This is a genomic window from Streptomyces sp. NPDC026672, assembly GCF_040638185.1.
Classification (GTDB): Bacteria; Actinomycetota; Actinomycetes; order Streptomycetales; family Streptomycetaceae; genus Streptomyces.
Map to the genome: position 1 here is coordinate 63,315 of NZ_JBEZXS010000022.1, position 14,491 is coordinate 77,805.

10 protein-coding genes are annotated in these 14,491 nt (G+C 73.5%); 2 read left to right on the plus strand and 8 right to left on the minus strand.

Going from position 1 to position 14,491, the window contains the following annotated elements:
* Positions 1-125: 125 nt before the first annotated feature.
* From AB0F77_RS24770 to AB0F77_RS24780, 3 genes are all read right to left on the minus strand, one after another.
* Complete coding sequence (locus tag AB0F77_RS24770) at positions 126-2,414, minus strand: FdhF/YdeP family oxidoreductase (RefSeq protein ID WP_361952617.1); 2,289 nt, start codon at positions 2,412-2,414, stop codon at positions 126-128.
* A 247-nt stretch (positions 2,415-2,661) separates the two neighbouring features.
* Positions 2,662-4,176, minus strand: a complete 1,515-nt coding sequence (glpK, locus tag AB0F77_RS24775; protein WP_361952620.1) for a glycerol kinase GlpK — start codon at positions 4,174-4,176, stop codon at positions 2,662-2,664.
* A gap of 38 nt (positions 4,177-4,214) precedes the next feature.
* Entirely contained in the window at positions 4,215-4,982 is a 768-nt protein-coding gene (locus AB0F77_RS24780; RefSeq protein WP_361952623.1) for an IclR family transcriptional regulator, read from the minus strand.
* A 180-nt stretch (positions 4,983-5,162) separates the two neighbouring features.
* Between AB0F77_RS24780 and AB0F77_RS24785 the strand changes: the two genes are divergently transcribed.
* A complete protein-coding gene (locus AB0F77_RS24785) occupies positions 5,163-5,576 on the plus strand; it encodes an ATP-binding protein (protein ID WP_361952626.1) in 414 nt (137 codons plus the stop codon).
* Here the strand turns inward: AB0F77_RS24785 and AB0F77_RS24790 are convergent.
* From AB0F77_RS24790 to AB0F77_RS24810, 5 genes are all read right to left on the minus strand, one after another.
* Complete coding sequence (locus AB0F77_RS24790) at positions 5,545-6,807, minus strand: PP2C family protein-serine/threonine phosphatase (RefSeq protein WP_361952629.1); 1,263 nt, start codon at positions 6,805-6,807, stop codon at positions 5,545-5,547. The genes AB0F77_RS24785 and AB0F77_RS24790 overlap by 32 nt on opposite strands.
* 88 nt (positions 6,808-6,895) lie before the next feature.
* Positions 6,896-7,654 (minus strand): IclR family transcriptional regulator, encoded by a 759-nt coding sequence (locus AB0F77_RS24795; RefSeq protein WP_361952632.1) that lies wholly within the window; start codon positions 7,652-7,654, stop codon positions 6,896-6,898.
* A gap of 363 nt (positions 7,655-8,017) precedes the next feature.
* A complete protein-coding gene (locus tag AB0F77_RS24800) occupies positions 8,018-10,477 on the minus strand; it encodes a SpoIIE family protein phosphatase (RefSeq protein WP_361952635.1) in 2,460 nt (819 codons plus the stop codon).
* A gap of 88 nt (positions 10,478-10,565) precedes the next feature.
* Positions 10,566-12,644 carry a SpoIIE family protein phosphatase gene (locus AB0F77_RS24805; protein ID WP_361952638.1) on the minus strand — a complete coding sequence of 693 codons (2,079 nt, stop codon included), beginning with the start codon at positions 12,642-12,644 and terminating at the stop codon, positions 10,566-10,568.
* A 797-nt stretch (positions 12,645-13,441) separates the two neighbouring features.
* A complete protein-coding gene (locus AB0F77_RS24810; RefSeq protein WP_361952641.1) occupies positions 13,442-13,870 on the minus strand; it encodes a MarR family transcriptional regulator in 429 nt (142 codons plus the stop codon).
* A gap of 66 nt (positions 13,871-13,936) precedes the next feature.
* On the opposite strand from AB0F77_RS24810, the gene AB0F77_RS24815 reads away from it, so the two are divergent.
* On the plus strand, positions 13,937-14,389 hold the full coding sequence (locus AB0F77_RS24815; RefSeq protein WP_361952644.1) for a PaaI family thioesterase: 453 nt from the start codon (positions 13,937-13,939) through the stop codon (positions 14,387-14,389).
* Positions 14,390-14,491 lie beyond the last annotated feature (102 nt).

Below are 14,491 nucleotides of genomic sequence, written 5' to 3' on the forward strand. Positions count from 1 at the left end.
TGTCGTACGTCGGCCGGTCCCCAAGCGGGTTCGGCAGCGCCCCGGAGGGCGCGGGGAACTGCGCGACCGGCCACGACGGGCCCGCGGCCGACCGACAGCCCGTCGTGGCACTTCCCGCGGAGTGCTCAGCCGGCGGAGCCTGCCCGTTCCAGGCGGATCAGGACGCTCTTGGACGTCGGGGTGTTGCTGATGTCGGCGACGCTGTCGAGCGGCACCAGCACATTGGTCTCGGGGTAGTAGGAGGCCGCCGAACCGCGCGTGGTGGGGTAGGCGACGACCCGGAAGTCCTCGGCGCGGCGTTCGATGCCGTCGTGCCAGGTGGTCACGAGGTCGACCAGGTCGCGGTCGGCGACACCGAGGGTGTCGAGGTCGGCCGGGTTGACGAGGACCACGCGGCGGGCGCCGTGGATGCCGCGGTAGCGGTCGTCCATCGCATAGGGGATGGTGTTCCACTGGTCGTGCGAGCGCAGCGTCTGGAGCAGCAGCTGTCCCTCGGGGACGTGCGGCATGGTGAACTCGTTGCAGGTGAAGACGGCCTTGCCGCTCGGGGTGCGGAACACGCCCTCGTTGACGGGGTTGGGCAGCCGGAAGCCGCCGGGCCGGGCGACGCGGGCGTTGAAGTCCTCGAAGCCGGGCACCACGCGGGAGATGCGGTCGCGGACGGTGCCGTAGTCGGCCTCGAAGTCCTCCCAGGGGATGTCGGGCGTGGCGCCGAGGGTCCTGCGGGCGAGGCGGCCGATGATGGCGACCTCGCTGAGCAGGTGCGGGGAGGCGGGCGGCAGCGTGCCGCGCGAGGCGTGGACCTCGCTCATCGAGTCCTCGATGGTGAAGAACTGCACACCGCCCGCCTGGACGTCACGGTCGCTGCGGCCGAGGGTGGGCAGGATCAGCGCGGTGTCGCCGCACACGGTGTGGGACCGGTTGAGCTTGGTGGAGATGTGCGCGGTGAGCCGGCAGCGGCGCATGGCCGCCTCGGTGACGGCGCTGTCGGGGGTGGCGCGCACGAAGTTGCCCGCGACACCGAGGAAGACCTTGGCGGCGCCGTCGCGCATGGCGCGGATGGCGTCGACCGAGTCGAGTCCGTGCCGGGTGGGCGGGGTGAAGCCGAACTCGGTGCCGAGCGCGTCGAGGAAGGACTGCGGCATCCGCTCCCAGATGCCCATGGTGCGGTCGCCCTGGACGTTGCTGTGTCCGCGCACGGGGCAGACGCCCGCGCCGGGGCGGCCGAGGTTGCCGCGCAGCATGAGGAAGTTGACGATCTCGCGGATGGTGGGCACGCCGTGCTTGTGCTGGGTGAGGCCCATGGCCCAGCACACGATGACGCTGCGGCTCTGCATGACCATGCCGTGGACGCGCTCGATCTGCTCGCGGGTGAGGCCGGTCGCGGTGCGGACGTCGTCCCAGTCGGTCTTGCGGGTGAGCCGGGCGAACTCGTCGTAGCCGGTGGTGGATGCGTCGATGAAGGAGTGGTCGAGCACGGTGCCGGGGGCGGCGTCCTCGGCCTCCAGGAGCAGCAGGTTGAGGGCCTGGAAGAGGGCGAGGTCGCCGCCGGGGCGGATCTGGAGGAACTCGTCGGCGATCTCGGTGCCGCGGCCGATGATCCCACGGGCCTTCTGGGGGTGCTTGAAGCGGATGAGTCCGGCCTCGGGCAGCGGGTTGACGGCCACGACGCGGCCGCCGTTGCGCTTGGTCTCCTCCAGCGCGGAGAGCATGCGCGGGTGGTTGGTGCCCGGGTTCTGGCCGACGACGAGGATCAGGTCGCTGTGGTGGATGTCGTCGAGGGAGACGCTGCCCTTGCCGATGCCGAGGGTCTCCGAGAGGGCGCTGCCGCTGGACTCGTGGCACATGTTGGAGCAGTCGGGCAGGTTGTTGGTGCCGTAGGCGCGGGCGAACAGCTGGAGCAGGAAGGCGGCTTCGTTGTTGAGGCGGCCTGAGGTGTAGAAGAGGGCCTCGTCGGGGGAGGCCAGCGCGCGCAGTTCGCCGGCGAGCAGGTCGAACGCCTCGTCCCAGCCGATGGGTTGGTAGTGCGTGGCGCCGGGGCGCTTGACCATGGGCTCGGTCAGCCGGCCCTGCTGGTTGAGCCAGTAGTCGGACTTGGTGTCGAGTTCGGCGATCGAGTGCCGGCGGAAGAAGTCCGCGGTGATCCTGCGTGAGGTCGCCTCGTCGCTGATGTGCTTGGCGCCGTTCTCGCAGTACTCGTTGATGTGCCGCTTGCCGCCGGGTTCGGGCCAGGCGCAGCCGGGGCAGTCGAAGCCCTTGGCCTGGTTGATGTTGAGGAGCGTCAGGGCGGTGCGGCGGACGGACGTCTGCCCCAGGGAGTACTCCAGTGCGTGCGTCACCGCGGGAACGCCCGTCGCCCACCGCTTGGGCGGGGTGACGGACAGATCGTCGCTCGGGTCCTCGACGACGCTCATCGTGTGCCTCTTCTCTGCCGGTCACAACACGACCGGTGAAGCTTCCGCCCACCCCATGGAATATGTCAAAGAGGCGTCTCCGATTGCTTGATAGGCGGCACTTATCTCCCTTATTCCACAGGCTCTGACCTGCTAAGACGGAAGAAATAACCGCCGCCTATCACGCCATCGGAAATCCCTTATCCACCTCTCTCGGGAATTCCCGGCGGCCGTCCGGTGGAAAGGGAAGCGCCCCTCGTACGGCGGTTCAGGGGGACCTCGGGGGTCTGATCCAGCCGAGGGAACGTTCCACGGCCGCCTGCCAGTTGCCGTACTCCTGGTCCCGGTGCGCGGGGTCCATGTCGGGCAGCCACTGGGCGGCCCGGTGCCAGTTGCGGCGCAGGACCTCCAGGTCGGACCAGTAACCGGCGGCGAGTCCCGCGGCGTAGGCGGCGCCGAGGGAGACGGTCTCGGCGACCAGGGGCCGTACCACGGGGACGTCGAGGACGTCGGCGACGAACTGCATGAGCAGGTTGTCCGAGGTCATGCCGCCGTCCACCTTCAACTCCCGGAGGGCGACGGAGGAGTCGGCGTTCATGGCGTCCACGACCTCGCGCGTCTGCCAGCCGGTGGCCTCCAGGACGGCCCGCGCGAGGTGTCCCTTGGTGATGTACGAGGTGAGGCCGACGACGACCCCGCGCGCGTCGCTGCGCCAGCGCGGTGCGAACAGGCCGGAGAACGCGGGGACGATGTAGCAGCCGCCGTTGTCGTCGACCGTGCGGGCCAGGGTCTCGATCTCGGGGGCGCTGCTGATCAGCCCGAGCCGGTCGCGGAACCACTGGACGAGGGAGCCGGTGACGGCGATCGAGCCCTCCAGGGCATAGGCGGGCGGGAGGTCGCCGATCTGGTAGGCCACGGTCGTCAGCAGCCCGTGCCGGGAGCGCACGACGTCGGCGCCGGTGTTGAGCAGCAGGAAACTGCCCGTCCCGTACGTGCACTTGGCGTCGCCCGGGGAGAAGCAGGTCTGGCCGAACAGGGCGGCCTGCTGGTCGCCGAGGGCGGCGGTGATGCGGACGCCGGGCAGCAGGGCGCTGGCCTCGCCGTAGCTCTCGGCGGAGGAGCGGATCCGCGGGAGCATGGCGTGGGGCACGCCGAAGAACTCCAGCAGGTCCTCGTCCCAGGAGAGCGTGCGGATGTTCATGAGCATGGTGCGGCTGGCGTTGGTGGGGTCGGTGACGTGCAGTCCGCCGTCCGCGCCGCCGGTGAGGTTCCAGATCAGCCAGCTCTCCATCGTGCCGAACAGCACCTCGCCGTCCCGGGCCCGCCGGCGCAGCCCGTCGTCGTGGTCGAACATCCAGCGCAGCCGCAGCGCGGAGAAGTAGGTGGACGGGGGCAGTCCGCACCGTTCCAGGAAGAACTCGTCGCCGGGGCGGGCCCGCAGTTCGTCGACGAGCCGTGCCGTTCGCGTGTCCTGCCAGACGATGGCCCGGCCCAGGGGCGCGCCGGTGCGCCGATCCCAGAGCACGGTCGTCTCGCGCTGGTTGGCGATGCCCATGGCGGCGACCTCCTCGGCGCCGGCGCCCGCCTCCGCCAGCGCCTCGGGCACCACCCGCAGCAGGCTGCGCCAGATCTCCACGGCGTCGTGCTCGACCCAGCCGGGCTTCGGGAAGTGCTGCTGGTGCTCCCGCTGCGCGACCGACACCAGGCGCCCCTGGTGGTCGAAGAGGATGCAGCGGGTGGAGTTGGTGCCCTGGTCGATGGACATGACATAGCGTTCAACCATGATCGGGTCTGCCTTCCGACGTCGGGGGCCCGGCGCTCTCACCAGCGGGCGGCTCCCAGGTCTCTGGAGATCGCCCGCGCGGCCTCCCGGAGCAGGGTGATCAGGCTCGGCCGGGGCCGGCCGCGGCCGTCGCAGATCCGCTCCACCGGCCCGGACACGCCGAGCGCGCCCACGACGAGGCCGCCCTGCCCGCGGATCGGCGCGGCGACCCCGGCCTCGCCCATGCTCATCTCCTGCACCTCGGCGGCCCAGCCCAGCTCCCGGATCTCGGTGAGCGCGCGGGTCAGCTGCTCGGGCGCGGTCAGGGTGTGCCGGGTGTAGGTCTCCGGGCCGGCGTCGAGGACGGGTTCGAGGGGGGCCGCGCCGTAGGCGAGGAGGACCTTGCCGAGCGAGGAGGCGTGCAGGGGCAGCAGGGTGCCCACGTCCAGGGTCTGGAGGGTGTCGTCCGGCCGGAACACGTGGTGGACGACGAGGACGCGGCCCTCCAGCGGGGTGCCGAGCCGGACGGCCTCACCGCTGCGGGCGGCGAGGGCGTCGGCCCAGTTGATGGAGCGCGAGCGCAGTTCGTTGACGTCCAGATAGCTGGTGCCGAGGTGCAGCAGCGCGGCTCCGAGCTGGTACTTCCCGGTCGCCGCGTCCTGCTCGACGAAGTCCACGTGCTGGAGGGTGCGCAGGATGCCGTGGGCGGTGCCCTTGGCCAGCCCCAGGGAGGCCGCCACCTCGCCGAGCCCGAGCCGACGGGGGCCGCCGGCGAGCAGCCGCAGGATCGCCGCCGCCCGTTCGATCGACTGGACCGGACCGGCCATGGAACGAGCGTAGTGCGGCCGTCCCGCATCCGCCGTACGGGCGGACGCAACAGGTCGTCGGCGGTCGCGGGGGGCCGTTCGGTAATGCCGACCCCGGTTCATTGACCCGGCCCGTACGACTCCCTAACGTGCCCTGGAGTCCTGTCACCCGCAGGCGGGGCTGATCCGGAGGAGACCCAGATGGCGCTACAGCTCAATACGACGCCTCGGGGGGCAGTGGAGCACGTGTGGCCGCTGCCGCACATCACCGAGGCCGTCTCGGCCCTGCGGCACCGCGTGGAGGCGGTGCTCGCCGGCTGGGGCGTGTGCCCGGAGATCGCGGAGAACGCCCTGCTGGTGGTGTCGGAGCTGCTGACCAACGCGATCATCCACGCGCTGCCCCCGGCCGAGCTGCGGCTGTCCTGGGACCGGGCGGACACCCTGCGGGTCGAGGTGACCGACGCGGGATCCTGCATCCCGGGCGCGCGCTCGTGCGAGGGCGACCCCGACGAGCACGGCCGGGGCGAGCTGATCGTGCACGCGCTGGCGGCGCGGCACGGCATCCGCGCCCACCGCGGCGGGATCACCCGATGGGCGGATCTCGTCGCGGCATGAGCGTGCACGGCTCGATCCCCACGACGGCGCCCGTGAGGCGCCGTTCGCGCGTCTCGGCGGGCCCGGGCACCCGGTCCCCGGCGACCCGGGCCGCGGCGGGCGGCTTGTGCAGCAGGAGCAGCGCCGCGTCGTCGTGCAGCCGTCCGCCGACGTGCGCGAGCAGTTCGTCGTGGAGGGCGGTGAGGGTGCGGTCCGGTTCGTCGCAGGCGTGCCGGGCCAGGCCCTCGGCCAGGGGGTAGAACTCCCGGGCGTGGTTGCGCGCCTCGGTGACGCCGTCGGTGTAGAGCAGCAGCTGGTCGCCGTCGGCGAAGGGCAGCACCTGGAGGGCGGGCGTGCCCTCGGACAGCGCGCTCAGCCCGAGGGGCGGGGCCGGGTCGGCGCACTCGACGGGGACGACGCCCCCGGTGGCGCGGACCAGCAGCGGCGGGGCGTGGCCGCAGTTGACCACCTCCAGCTGCCCGTCGTGGGGATGCCCGGCGACCACGGCGGTCACGAAGTCGTCGTGGCCGAGGTTGCGGGCGAGGCTGCGTTCGATGCGGCGGACGACCGCGAGGAGGTCGGGCTCGTCGTACGCCGCCTCGCGGAACACGCCGAGCACCAGGGCGGCGGTCTCCACGGCCGCGAGCCCCTTGCCGCGGACGTCGCCGACGATCAGCCGGACGCCGTGGGGCGTGGCCACCAGGGCGTAGAGGTCGCCGCCGATGCGGGCCTCCGCCGCGGCGGCGCTGTAGCGCACGGCGACGCGGAACGGGCCGACGCGTTCCGGCACGGGCTTGAGCAGCGCGTGCTGGGCGGCCTCGGCGACCGAGCGCACGGCGGCGAGGACCCGTTCGCGGCGGCCGCGCAGCGCGCTGGCCAGGGCGCTCGCCAGGGTGACGGCGAGCAGCGCGGACAGGACGGCCACCAGTTCCCGGCCGGCGACGTCGTCCGAGGCGCCGAGCAGCGCGCCGCACGCCACGGCGAAGAGGCCGACACAGAGCACTCCGCGCGGCCCTTTGGTGGTGGCGGCGAGGGCGGGCCCGACGGCGAGCAGCGGCATCCAGACCGTGCCGGCCCCGTCGGCGTGGTCGACCAGGACGATCACGGTGACGACCAGCACGGGCAGTACGGGAGCCCCGGCGGCCAGGTGCGCGGCGGCCCGCCTGCGCAGTGCCGTCCTCAGCCTCGCCGTCGGGTTCCCGACCGGCCGTTTCGAGCGGTCGCCGCCGCCGACGTGTCGGACCTGACGCATCTGTGTTCCGCGATCCTCGTCTGTTGCCGGACTCTTCGTACGCGACCAGCAAACGCGTTCGACCAGGGATGTCACAAGGCGAGGATTTTCAGATAGTGAGCGACAGCCGCCTGGTGACCCGGCCGGCGGTCGGCAGCAGCCGTGCGCGGACCTCGTCCAGCCGCACCCGCCGGTCGACGGGCAGGGACACCCCGAGGGAGCCGAGGGTGTCGCCGCTGTAGACGGGGACGGCGACGCAGACCGTGCCGAGCGCGTACTCCTCGATGTCGGTCACGGCGGGGGCCACCGGTGAGGTGTCGATGCGCCGCAGCAGCTCCGGGGTGCTGGTGATGGTCCGCGGGGTGAGGTCGGCGAGCTGGTGGCGGGAGAGGTACTCCCTGCGGGTGTCCTCGTCCATCTCCCGCAGCACGGACTTGCCGAGCGCGGTGGCGTGGGCGGCGTCCTCGAACCCCACCCAGAGGTCGACCCTGGGGGTGCGGGGGCCGTCGACGATCTCGGCGACCCGGATCTCGCCGTCCTCGTAGAAGGTCAGGTAGGCGGCGCCGGCGAGCTGGTCGCGCAGGGCGGAGAGGGTGGGCCTGACCCGGCTGAGCAGGGCCTGTCCGCGCCCGGTGGACCGCAGGGTCTGGAGCTTGTCGCCGAGGACGTAGCCGCCGTCGTCCAGCTTCCGCACGTATCCGTCGTGGGCGAGGGTGCGCAGCAGGTGGTAGGCGGTGGCCAGGGGCAGGCCCGTCTCGCGGGCGAGCTGTTTGGCGGGCGCTCCGTTGTCGTGCGCGCCCACCGTCTCCAGCAGGCGGAAGGCACGCTGCACGGAGGTGATGAGCGTGGGGCCGTCTTCGGCAGCCATAGCACCAGCCTGCGCCGGGTCCCCCACGGCGGCAAGACGCGTCCCCGGGCTTCCACGTCTTCGCGTACATGGTCGCCGTGCCGGGGTGCCCCCGGCGGGTCGAGGAACGACGGGCGATCGTCGGCCTGTTACAGCGACCACGGCGACCACGTGGAGCTGCACGGCGCGGACGACCTCCGCGTACGCCGGGGACCCCGAGACGTCGGTGGTCGTCGAGTACGAAGTCCACGGCATGCCGGTCCGGACGGGGCGGCCCCATGACAACCGCTTCGTCGCCGTGTTCGACGCGCAGGGATGACCCCGGGGCGGTCGCTCGTAGGAGGCGGTGCGGCCTGCCGAGGCCGCCGGTCGCCCGGGTCCGGCTCACGGTGGGTGCGGGAGTTCCTGTTCCGCCCAGATGATCTTTCCTTCGGCGTCGTAGCGGGCGCCCCAGCGGTGGGCGAGCTGGGCGACCAGGAACAGTCCCCGGCCGCCCTCGTCCGTGCTGCGGGCGTGCCGCAGGCGCGGGGCGGTACTGCTGGCGTCGGAGACCTCGCAGGTCAGCCGGGTGTCGCGGATGAGGCGCAGCCGGATGGGCGGGGTGGCGTGGCGGATGGCGTTGGTGACGAGTTCGCTCACCACGAGCTCCGTCGTCATGGTCAGCTCGGCGAGGCCCCACGAGACGATCCGCCGGGTGGCCTCGGTCCGCAGCTCGCCCACGGCGGCGGGGTCCACGGGCACGTCCCAGGAGGCGACCCGGTCGGCGCCCAGCGCGTGGGTGCGGGCGAGCAGCAGCGCGATGTCGTCGGGCTGGGGCACGGGCACGAGGTGCCGTACGGCCGCCGAGCACCGTCTCTCCAGGTCGGGTTCGGGCCGGGACAGAACCTCCCCGAGCCGCGCCAGGCCCTGTTCCATGTCCCGGTCGGGGCCCTCCACGAGACCGTCGGTGTAGAGGCCGAGCAGGCTGTTCTCGGCGAGTTCGAGCTCGGCGGCCTCGAAGGCCACCCCGCCGAGGCCGAGCGGGGGCCCGGCGGGCAGGTCGGGGAAGACGACCCGGCCGTCGGGCTCGACGACGACGGGCGGCGGGTGTCCCGCCCGGGCCATGGTGCAGCGCCGGGTGACAGGGTCGTAGACGGCGTAGAGGCAGGTCGCGCCCTGGAAGGAGGTGAGGGTGGGGCCCTGCGGCGAGTCGTCGGTCTCGCCCTCGCTCAGCCGGAGCACGAGGTCGTCGAGATGGGCGAGGAGTTCGTCGGGCGGCATCTCCATGTCGGCGAGGGTCTGCACGGCGGTGCGCAGCCGTCCCATGGTCGCGGCGGCGGAGATGCCGTGGCCGACGACGTCGCCGACGACCAGGCCGACCCGGGCGCCGGACAGCGGGATCACGTCGAACCAGTCGCCGCCGACCCCGCCGGTGGGGTCGGCCGGCTGGTAGGAGGAGGCGACCTCCAGCGCGGTGCCGCCGCTGAGGGCCTGGGGCAGCAGGCTGCGTTGCAGGGTGACGGCGGCGGTGTGCTCGCGGGTGTAGCGGCGGGCGTTGTCGACGCAGAGCGCGGCGCGGGCCACCAGTTCCCGGGCGAGCAGGACGTCGTCCTGCTGGAAGGCGATGGGGTTGGCGGACCGTACGAACGTGGTGAGGCCGAGGACCGTGTTGCGGGCCAGCATCGGCACGGAGATCAGGGAGTGCATCCCGAACTCCCTGATGCGGGCGGCGCGCAAGGGCTGCCCGGCCGCCCACGCGGGGTCGTCGGGGTCGAGGACCGGGGTGAAGATCGGCTCTCCGTCCATGAGCCTGCCCAGGTCGTGCGGCGGCGGGACGGAGTCGACCGCGTCGCCCACCTGCGCGACCGCCTCGGGACAGCCCTCGCGCACGGAGCTGAGGCCGGCCCGGCGCATCACGGGCCGGGCGGCGGCGGGTCCGGCGTCGGACAGCCAGGCCCCGTGCCCCTCAGAGCTGAGGACGGGCTCCAGCAGGTCGACCACGACGAGGTCCGCGAACCGGGGTACGGCGAAGTCGGCGAGTTCCTGGGCGGTGCGCAGCACGTCGAGGGTGCTGCCGACGGCGCTGCCCGCCTCGTTGACCAGGGTGAGCAGTTTGCGGGCGTGCCAGCGTTCGGTGACGTCCGTGACCATGTAGCAGACGCCGGTGACCGCGTCGGCGGTGTCGACCAGCGGGAAGAACGACGAGGAGTAGGCGTGCTCGCGGTGCGGGTCGGCCCAGCTCCAGCCGGCGTACTCGTAGTCGACGACCGGGATGCCGGTGGCGATGACCTTGCGCATCAGCCCCTCGATGGTCTCCCCCTGGAGGCCGGGCAGCAGTTCGCTGATCCGGCGGCCGAGCCGCTGTTCGCGGGGGACGCCGCCGAAGCGTTCCAGGGTGTCGTTCAGCCAGACGTAGCGCAGGTCGGGGTCGACGACGGCCATGCCGACCGGTGCGCGGGTCAGGAAGCCGTCGAGGACGGACCGGTCCGCCGTCCACTGCGGGCGCCTGGTCCGGGCGGAGAGGAGGAAGCACTCGTCGTCGCCGATCCGGAAGGCGGCCGACACGCGCAGTTCGGCCTCGACGCGGTGGCCGTCGCGGTGCCGCACCGGGACCAGTCCGCTCCAGCCCATGCCGGCGCGGCAGCGCTCGGCGATGGCGTGCGCGCGGGCCGGGTCGCCGGGTACCGCGAGCAGCCGGGTGACGGAGGTGCCGACGACCTCCGGGGCGGGGTGGCCGAGCAGGGCCTGCGCGGCGCGGGTCCAGCCGATGACGGTGCCGTCCCCGCGCACCACCGCCGCCGCGTCGTTCGACGCGTCGAGGAGTTCGCGCGGTCCCTCGGCGGGGCCGTCTCGCCCGGAAGCCATCAGAACCCATCCTCTCCCCCGCGCCCCGTTCCTGCTCGCCGCGCGGAGGGGCGCCGGCCGGTGGGTGAGCGGGGCGCTAGCTGCACAGCTAGCCGGTGGGTGGGGTGCGGGCGAGCAGGAGGGTGGCGTCGTCGTGGACGCCTGCGGAGCACAGCCCGGCGAGGAGCCGGTCGCAGGTGTCCTCCAGGCCGGAGTCGGTGTCGGTCTCGGCGAGCAGCCCGAGGAGGACGTCGAGGCGTTCGTCGATGGGGTCGTGGCGGGTCTCGACCAGGCCGTCGGTGTAGAGGACGAGCAGGTCGCCGGGTGCGAGGTCGACGGTGGAGCTGAGGAAGGTGACACCGCCGACGCCGAGCGGGGCGCCGGTGGGCAGGCGCAGCAGCCGCGGGGCCCGTCCGGCGCGGACCAGGGCGGGCGGGAGGTGCCCGGCGTTGGCGAGGTGGCACTCGCCGTGCTCGGGGTCGTAGACGGCGTAGAGGCAGGTCGCGATGTAGTGCTCCAGGCCGCCGGCGGTCCGGTCGAGGTGCTGGAGCACCTGCGCGGGGTCGAAGTCGAGGTCGGCGAGGGTGCGGGTCGCGGTGCGCAGCCGGCCCATCGTGGCGGCGGCGTCGATGCCGCTGCCCATGACGTCGCCGACGACGAGGACGGTGCGGCCGTCGTCGAGGGCGATGGCGTCGAACCAGTCGCCGCCGACCTCGCTCGCGGTGTGCGCGGGCCGGTAGCGGGAGGCGATCTCCAGGCCGGAGAGCCGGGGCGGGTGGTCGGGCAGCAGGCTGCGCTGGAGGGTGACGGCGGTGTTGCGCACGCTCTGGAACCAGCGGGCGTTGTCGATGCCGACCGCGGCGCGGGCGGCCAGCTCCCCGGCGAGGACGACGTCCTCCTGGCCGAAGGGCAGCGGGTTGCGGGTGCGTTTGAGGTCGAGCACACCGAGGATCTCGCCGTGCGCGACGAGCGGGACGGCGACGTACGAGTGCACGCCGGCCCGGGCCAGCAGCGCGGCGGCGTCGGGGTCGCGGGCGATGCGGCCCAGGTCGCGGTCGGTCACCCGGGGCACGAGGACGGGCCGGGCGGTGTGCACGCACTGCGAGACGAGCCGGTCGGCGGCGTAGGTGGCGAGTCCGCCGAGCCGGTCGGCGGCACGGACGGCCTCGGTGGGGCCGTCGGCGACCAGGGCGAGGGCGCGGAAGAGGGCGGGTCCGCCGGTCTGCGCGCCGCTCTGGCAGGAGACCACGCTGTCGAGGACGTCGACGGCAGCGACGTCGGCGAGTTCGGGCACGGCGACCTCGGCGAGTTCGTGCGCGATCCGGTCCACGTCCAGGGTGGTGCCGATGCGCGCGGACGCCTCCGCGACGAGGGCGAGGCGCCGGCCGGCCCGCTCGGCCTCCTGGGCGGCGCGGTGGCGTGCGGTGACGTCCACGACGGAGTCGGCGACGCCGAGGACCCGTCCGCCGGAGTCCTCCAGTCGGAAGTACGACACCGACCAGGCGTGGTCGTGGTCGGGGTCGGCGGGGGTACGGCCCACAGTGTACCGGTCGAGGACGGGGTGCCCGGTCTCCAGCACCTGGCGCAGGGCGCCCTCGATGGCGTCGGCGTCCAGGCCGGGCAGCACCTCGCGCAGGGTGCGGCCGACGCACTCGGCCGCGGGGACGCCGTTGATCCGCTCCAGCGCGGGGTTGACGCTGACGTAGCGCAGGTCGGTGTCCTTGACGGACAGGCCGATGGGCGACTGGGAGACCAGGCGCTCGGACAGCGCGAGGTCGGTCTCGACGCGCTGGAGGACGGTGTGGTCCGCGGCGATGCCAAGGGCGTAGACGTCACCGAGGTCGTCCATCAGGCGCATGCTGCGGAACTCGACGAGGCGGGTGCTGCCGTCCTTGTGCCGGATCGGGAAGGCTCCGGCCCAGCTCGCGCCGGTCAGCATGACCTCGGCGAACAGGTCCTTGACCAGGTCGAAGTGTTCCTCGTGGACGAAGACGCGGGCGGCGTACCGGCCCAGCGCCTCGCCCGCGCTGTAGCCGAACAGGTGCTCGGCCTGCACGCTCCAGAACACGATCCGGCCTTTGGCGTCCAGGACCACGGCGGCCACGCCGAGGACGTCGAGCAGCCCGTGCCGGTCGGTCGACCCGGCCTGCCGCAGGACCCCGTCGGCCCGGAAGGATTCGGTCGCCATCCCGGTGCTCCTTCCACCGCCGACGGGCATCACCCGCCCCGGACGAGTCCCCACCCCTCCATGGTCCCTCCCCCGCCCCAAGCCCCGCAGCCCCGGAGCCACCGGGACGGGACGGGAACGAGCTGGGGGACAGAGAATGCGCAGGAGCGACAGGGCACACCCCCTCCCCCGACCGACCCGACCCGACCGGGCGCCGCCCCGACCGGACACCGAACCCCGGACACGTCCCACGGCGCGGGACGCGCACCCGCCCCCGGCCGCCGCCCAAAACCACTCCCGGCCCGACCCGGCGTCGGAACCCCGGACACACCCCCTGCGACGCGAGCGCGCACGCCGCCCCCGTGCCGCGCGCCCGGCCCTGCCGGGGACGGCAGCGCCCGCTCCGGGTGAGCCGGGTCAGGGCTTCCCCAGTCGGGGCGGCGACCCCTGCTTCGGACGGACGCGGTCCAGACTCCCCCCCATCGCGGTGGCAGCCCCTGCCCTGGGCAGACGCGGTCCAAGCCCCCCGCCCTGGACGGGCGCGGTCAAGGCTCCCCCGCCCCGGCGCAACCCCCGCTTCAAACGAGCACGGTCCAGACTCCCCCCATCGCGGTGGCAGAGCCTCTGCCCTGGGCAGACGCGGCACAGGCCCCCCGCCCCGGACGGGCGCGGTCCAGACTCCCCCGCCCGGCGGCAACCCCCGCTTCGGACGAGCACGGTCCAGACTCCCCCCGTCAGGGCGCCAGCCCTGCTCCGGGTGGGCCCGATTTCAGCCCTCCCCGTCAGGGCGGCAGCCCCCCGCTCCCGGCAGGCCCGGTTCAGGCATCCCAGAGGGTGAGGCGGTGCAGGGTTTCCGACGTGTGGGTGAACTCGGTGTCGCCGAGCAGGGTCCGCAGTTCCGTGTTGAAGCGGTCGACCTCCGGCTGGGCCGCGGTCAGGGCGGCGCTCCCGGCTGCGGTCAGCTCCAGGACCACCGCGCGGTGCTCCCGGGGGTGCGGGTTCCTCGTGAGCAGTCCGGCCGCGGTCAGGCGGCGGACCAGTCCGGTCACCGCGGACTCCCGCAGCCCGAGCGCGCGGGCCAGCTCCGCCTGGGTAAGACCCGCCCGGTCACGCACCGCGTACAGCGCGCCGAGCTGGGCCGTGGTGATCCCGGCGGCGGCCAGGCAGCGCCGGTCCGCGGCCGTGCGCAGCTGGTGCGCGGCCCGCTGCAACAGGAAGTAGAGACGCTGGTCGGCAGGCTCGGACATGGGCCGATCTTGACAGAGGGCCCAGTTCGGCGCCACTCTCACTTCACTAGTGAAGTGAGGTATCCCGTGACGGACGTCCCGGATCTGGAAGGGGCCCGCAGGACCCTGGCGGCCCAGCCCTTCAGCACACTGCTCGGCGCCCGCCTCACCGCCTTCGGCGACGGCGCGGCGACGCTCGAACTCGACGTCCGCGAGGAACTGCTCCAGCAGTACGGCTTCCTGCACGGCGGCGTCCTCGGCTACGCGGCGGACAACACCCTGACCTTCGCCGCCGGTTCCGTCCTCGGCCCCCGTCTGATCACCGCCGGCTACACCATCGACCATCTGCGCCCGGCGAGCGGCACGCTGCTGCGCGCCCACGCCCACGTCGTCCGCGCCGGCCGCACCCTCGCCGTCTGCCGCTGCGACCTGTCCACGCTCACCCCCGACGGCGCGGAGCGCCTGTGCGCGGTGGCCCAGGGCACCATCGCGGTCGCACCCCACGTGACCGGTCGGCCGGGGCCCCCGGACCCGCCGTAGCAGAACGGAACGCGAACGTCGAGGCGGAACCCCCGTGGGGGTGCGTTTGCTCACCCGTTCTCGTGCGGTCGACGCGTGGCCATCGCCGTGGACACCCCCGTC

Excerpts from the sequence above, each read along its gene's own strand:
- AB0F77_RS24770 (WP_361952617.1), bottom strand. The coding sequence starts at position 2,414 with ATGAGCGTCGTCGAGGACCCGAGCGACGATCTGTCCGTCACCCCGCCC.
- glpK (WP_361952620.1), bottom strand. The coding sequence starts at position 4,176 with ATGGTTGAACGCTATGTCATGTCCATCGACCAGGGCACCAACTCCACC.
- AB0F77_RS24780 (WP_361952623.1), bottom strand. The coding sequence starts at position 4,982 with ATGGCCGGTCCGGTCCAGTCGATCGAACGGGCGGCGGCGATCCTGCGG.
- AB0F77_RS24785 (WP_361952626.1), top strand. The coding sequence starts at position 5,163 with ATGGCGCTACAGCTCAATACGACGCCTCGGGGGGCAGTGGAGCACGTG.
- AB0F77_RS24790 (WP_361952629.1), bottom strand. The coding sequence starts at position 6,807 with ATGCGTCAGGTCCGACACGTCGGCGGCGGCGACCGCTCGAAACGGCCG.
- AB0F77_RS24795 (WP_361952632.1), bottom strand. The coding sequence starts at position 7,654 with ATGGCTGCCGAAGACGGCCCCACGCTCATCACCTCCGTGCAGCGTGCC.
- AB0F77_RS24800 (WP_361952635.1), bottom strand. The coding sequence starts at position 10,477 with ATGGCTTCCGGGCGAGACGGCCCCGCCGAGGGACCGCGCGAACTCCTC.
- AB0F77_RS24805 (WP_361952638.1), bottom strand. The coding sequence starts at position 12,644 with ATGGCGACCGAATCCTTCCGGGCCGACGGGGTCCTGCGGCAGGCCGGG.
- AB0F77_RS24810 (WP_361952641.1), bottom strand. The coding sequence starts at position 13,870 with ATGTCCGAGCCTGCCGACCAGCGTCTCTACTTCCTGTTGCAGCGGGCC.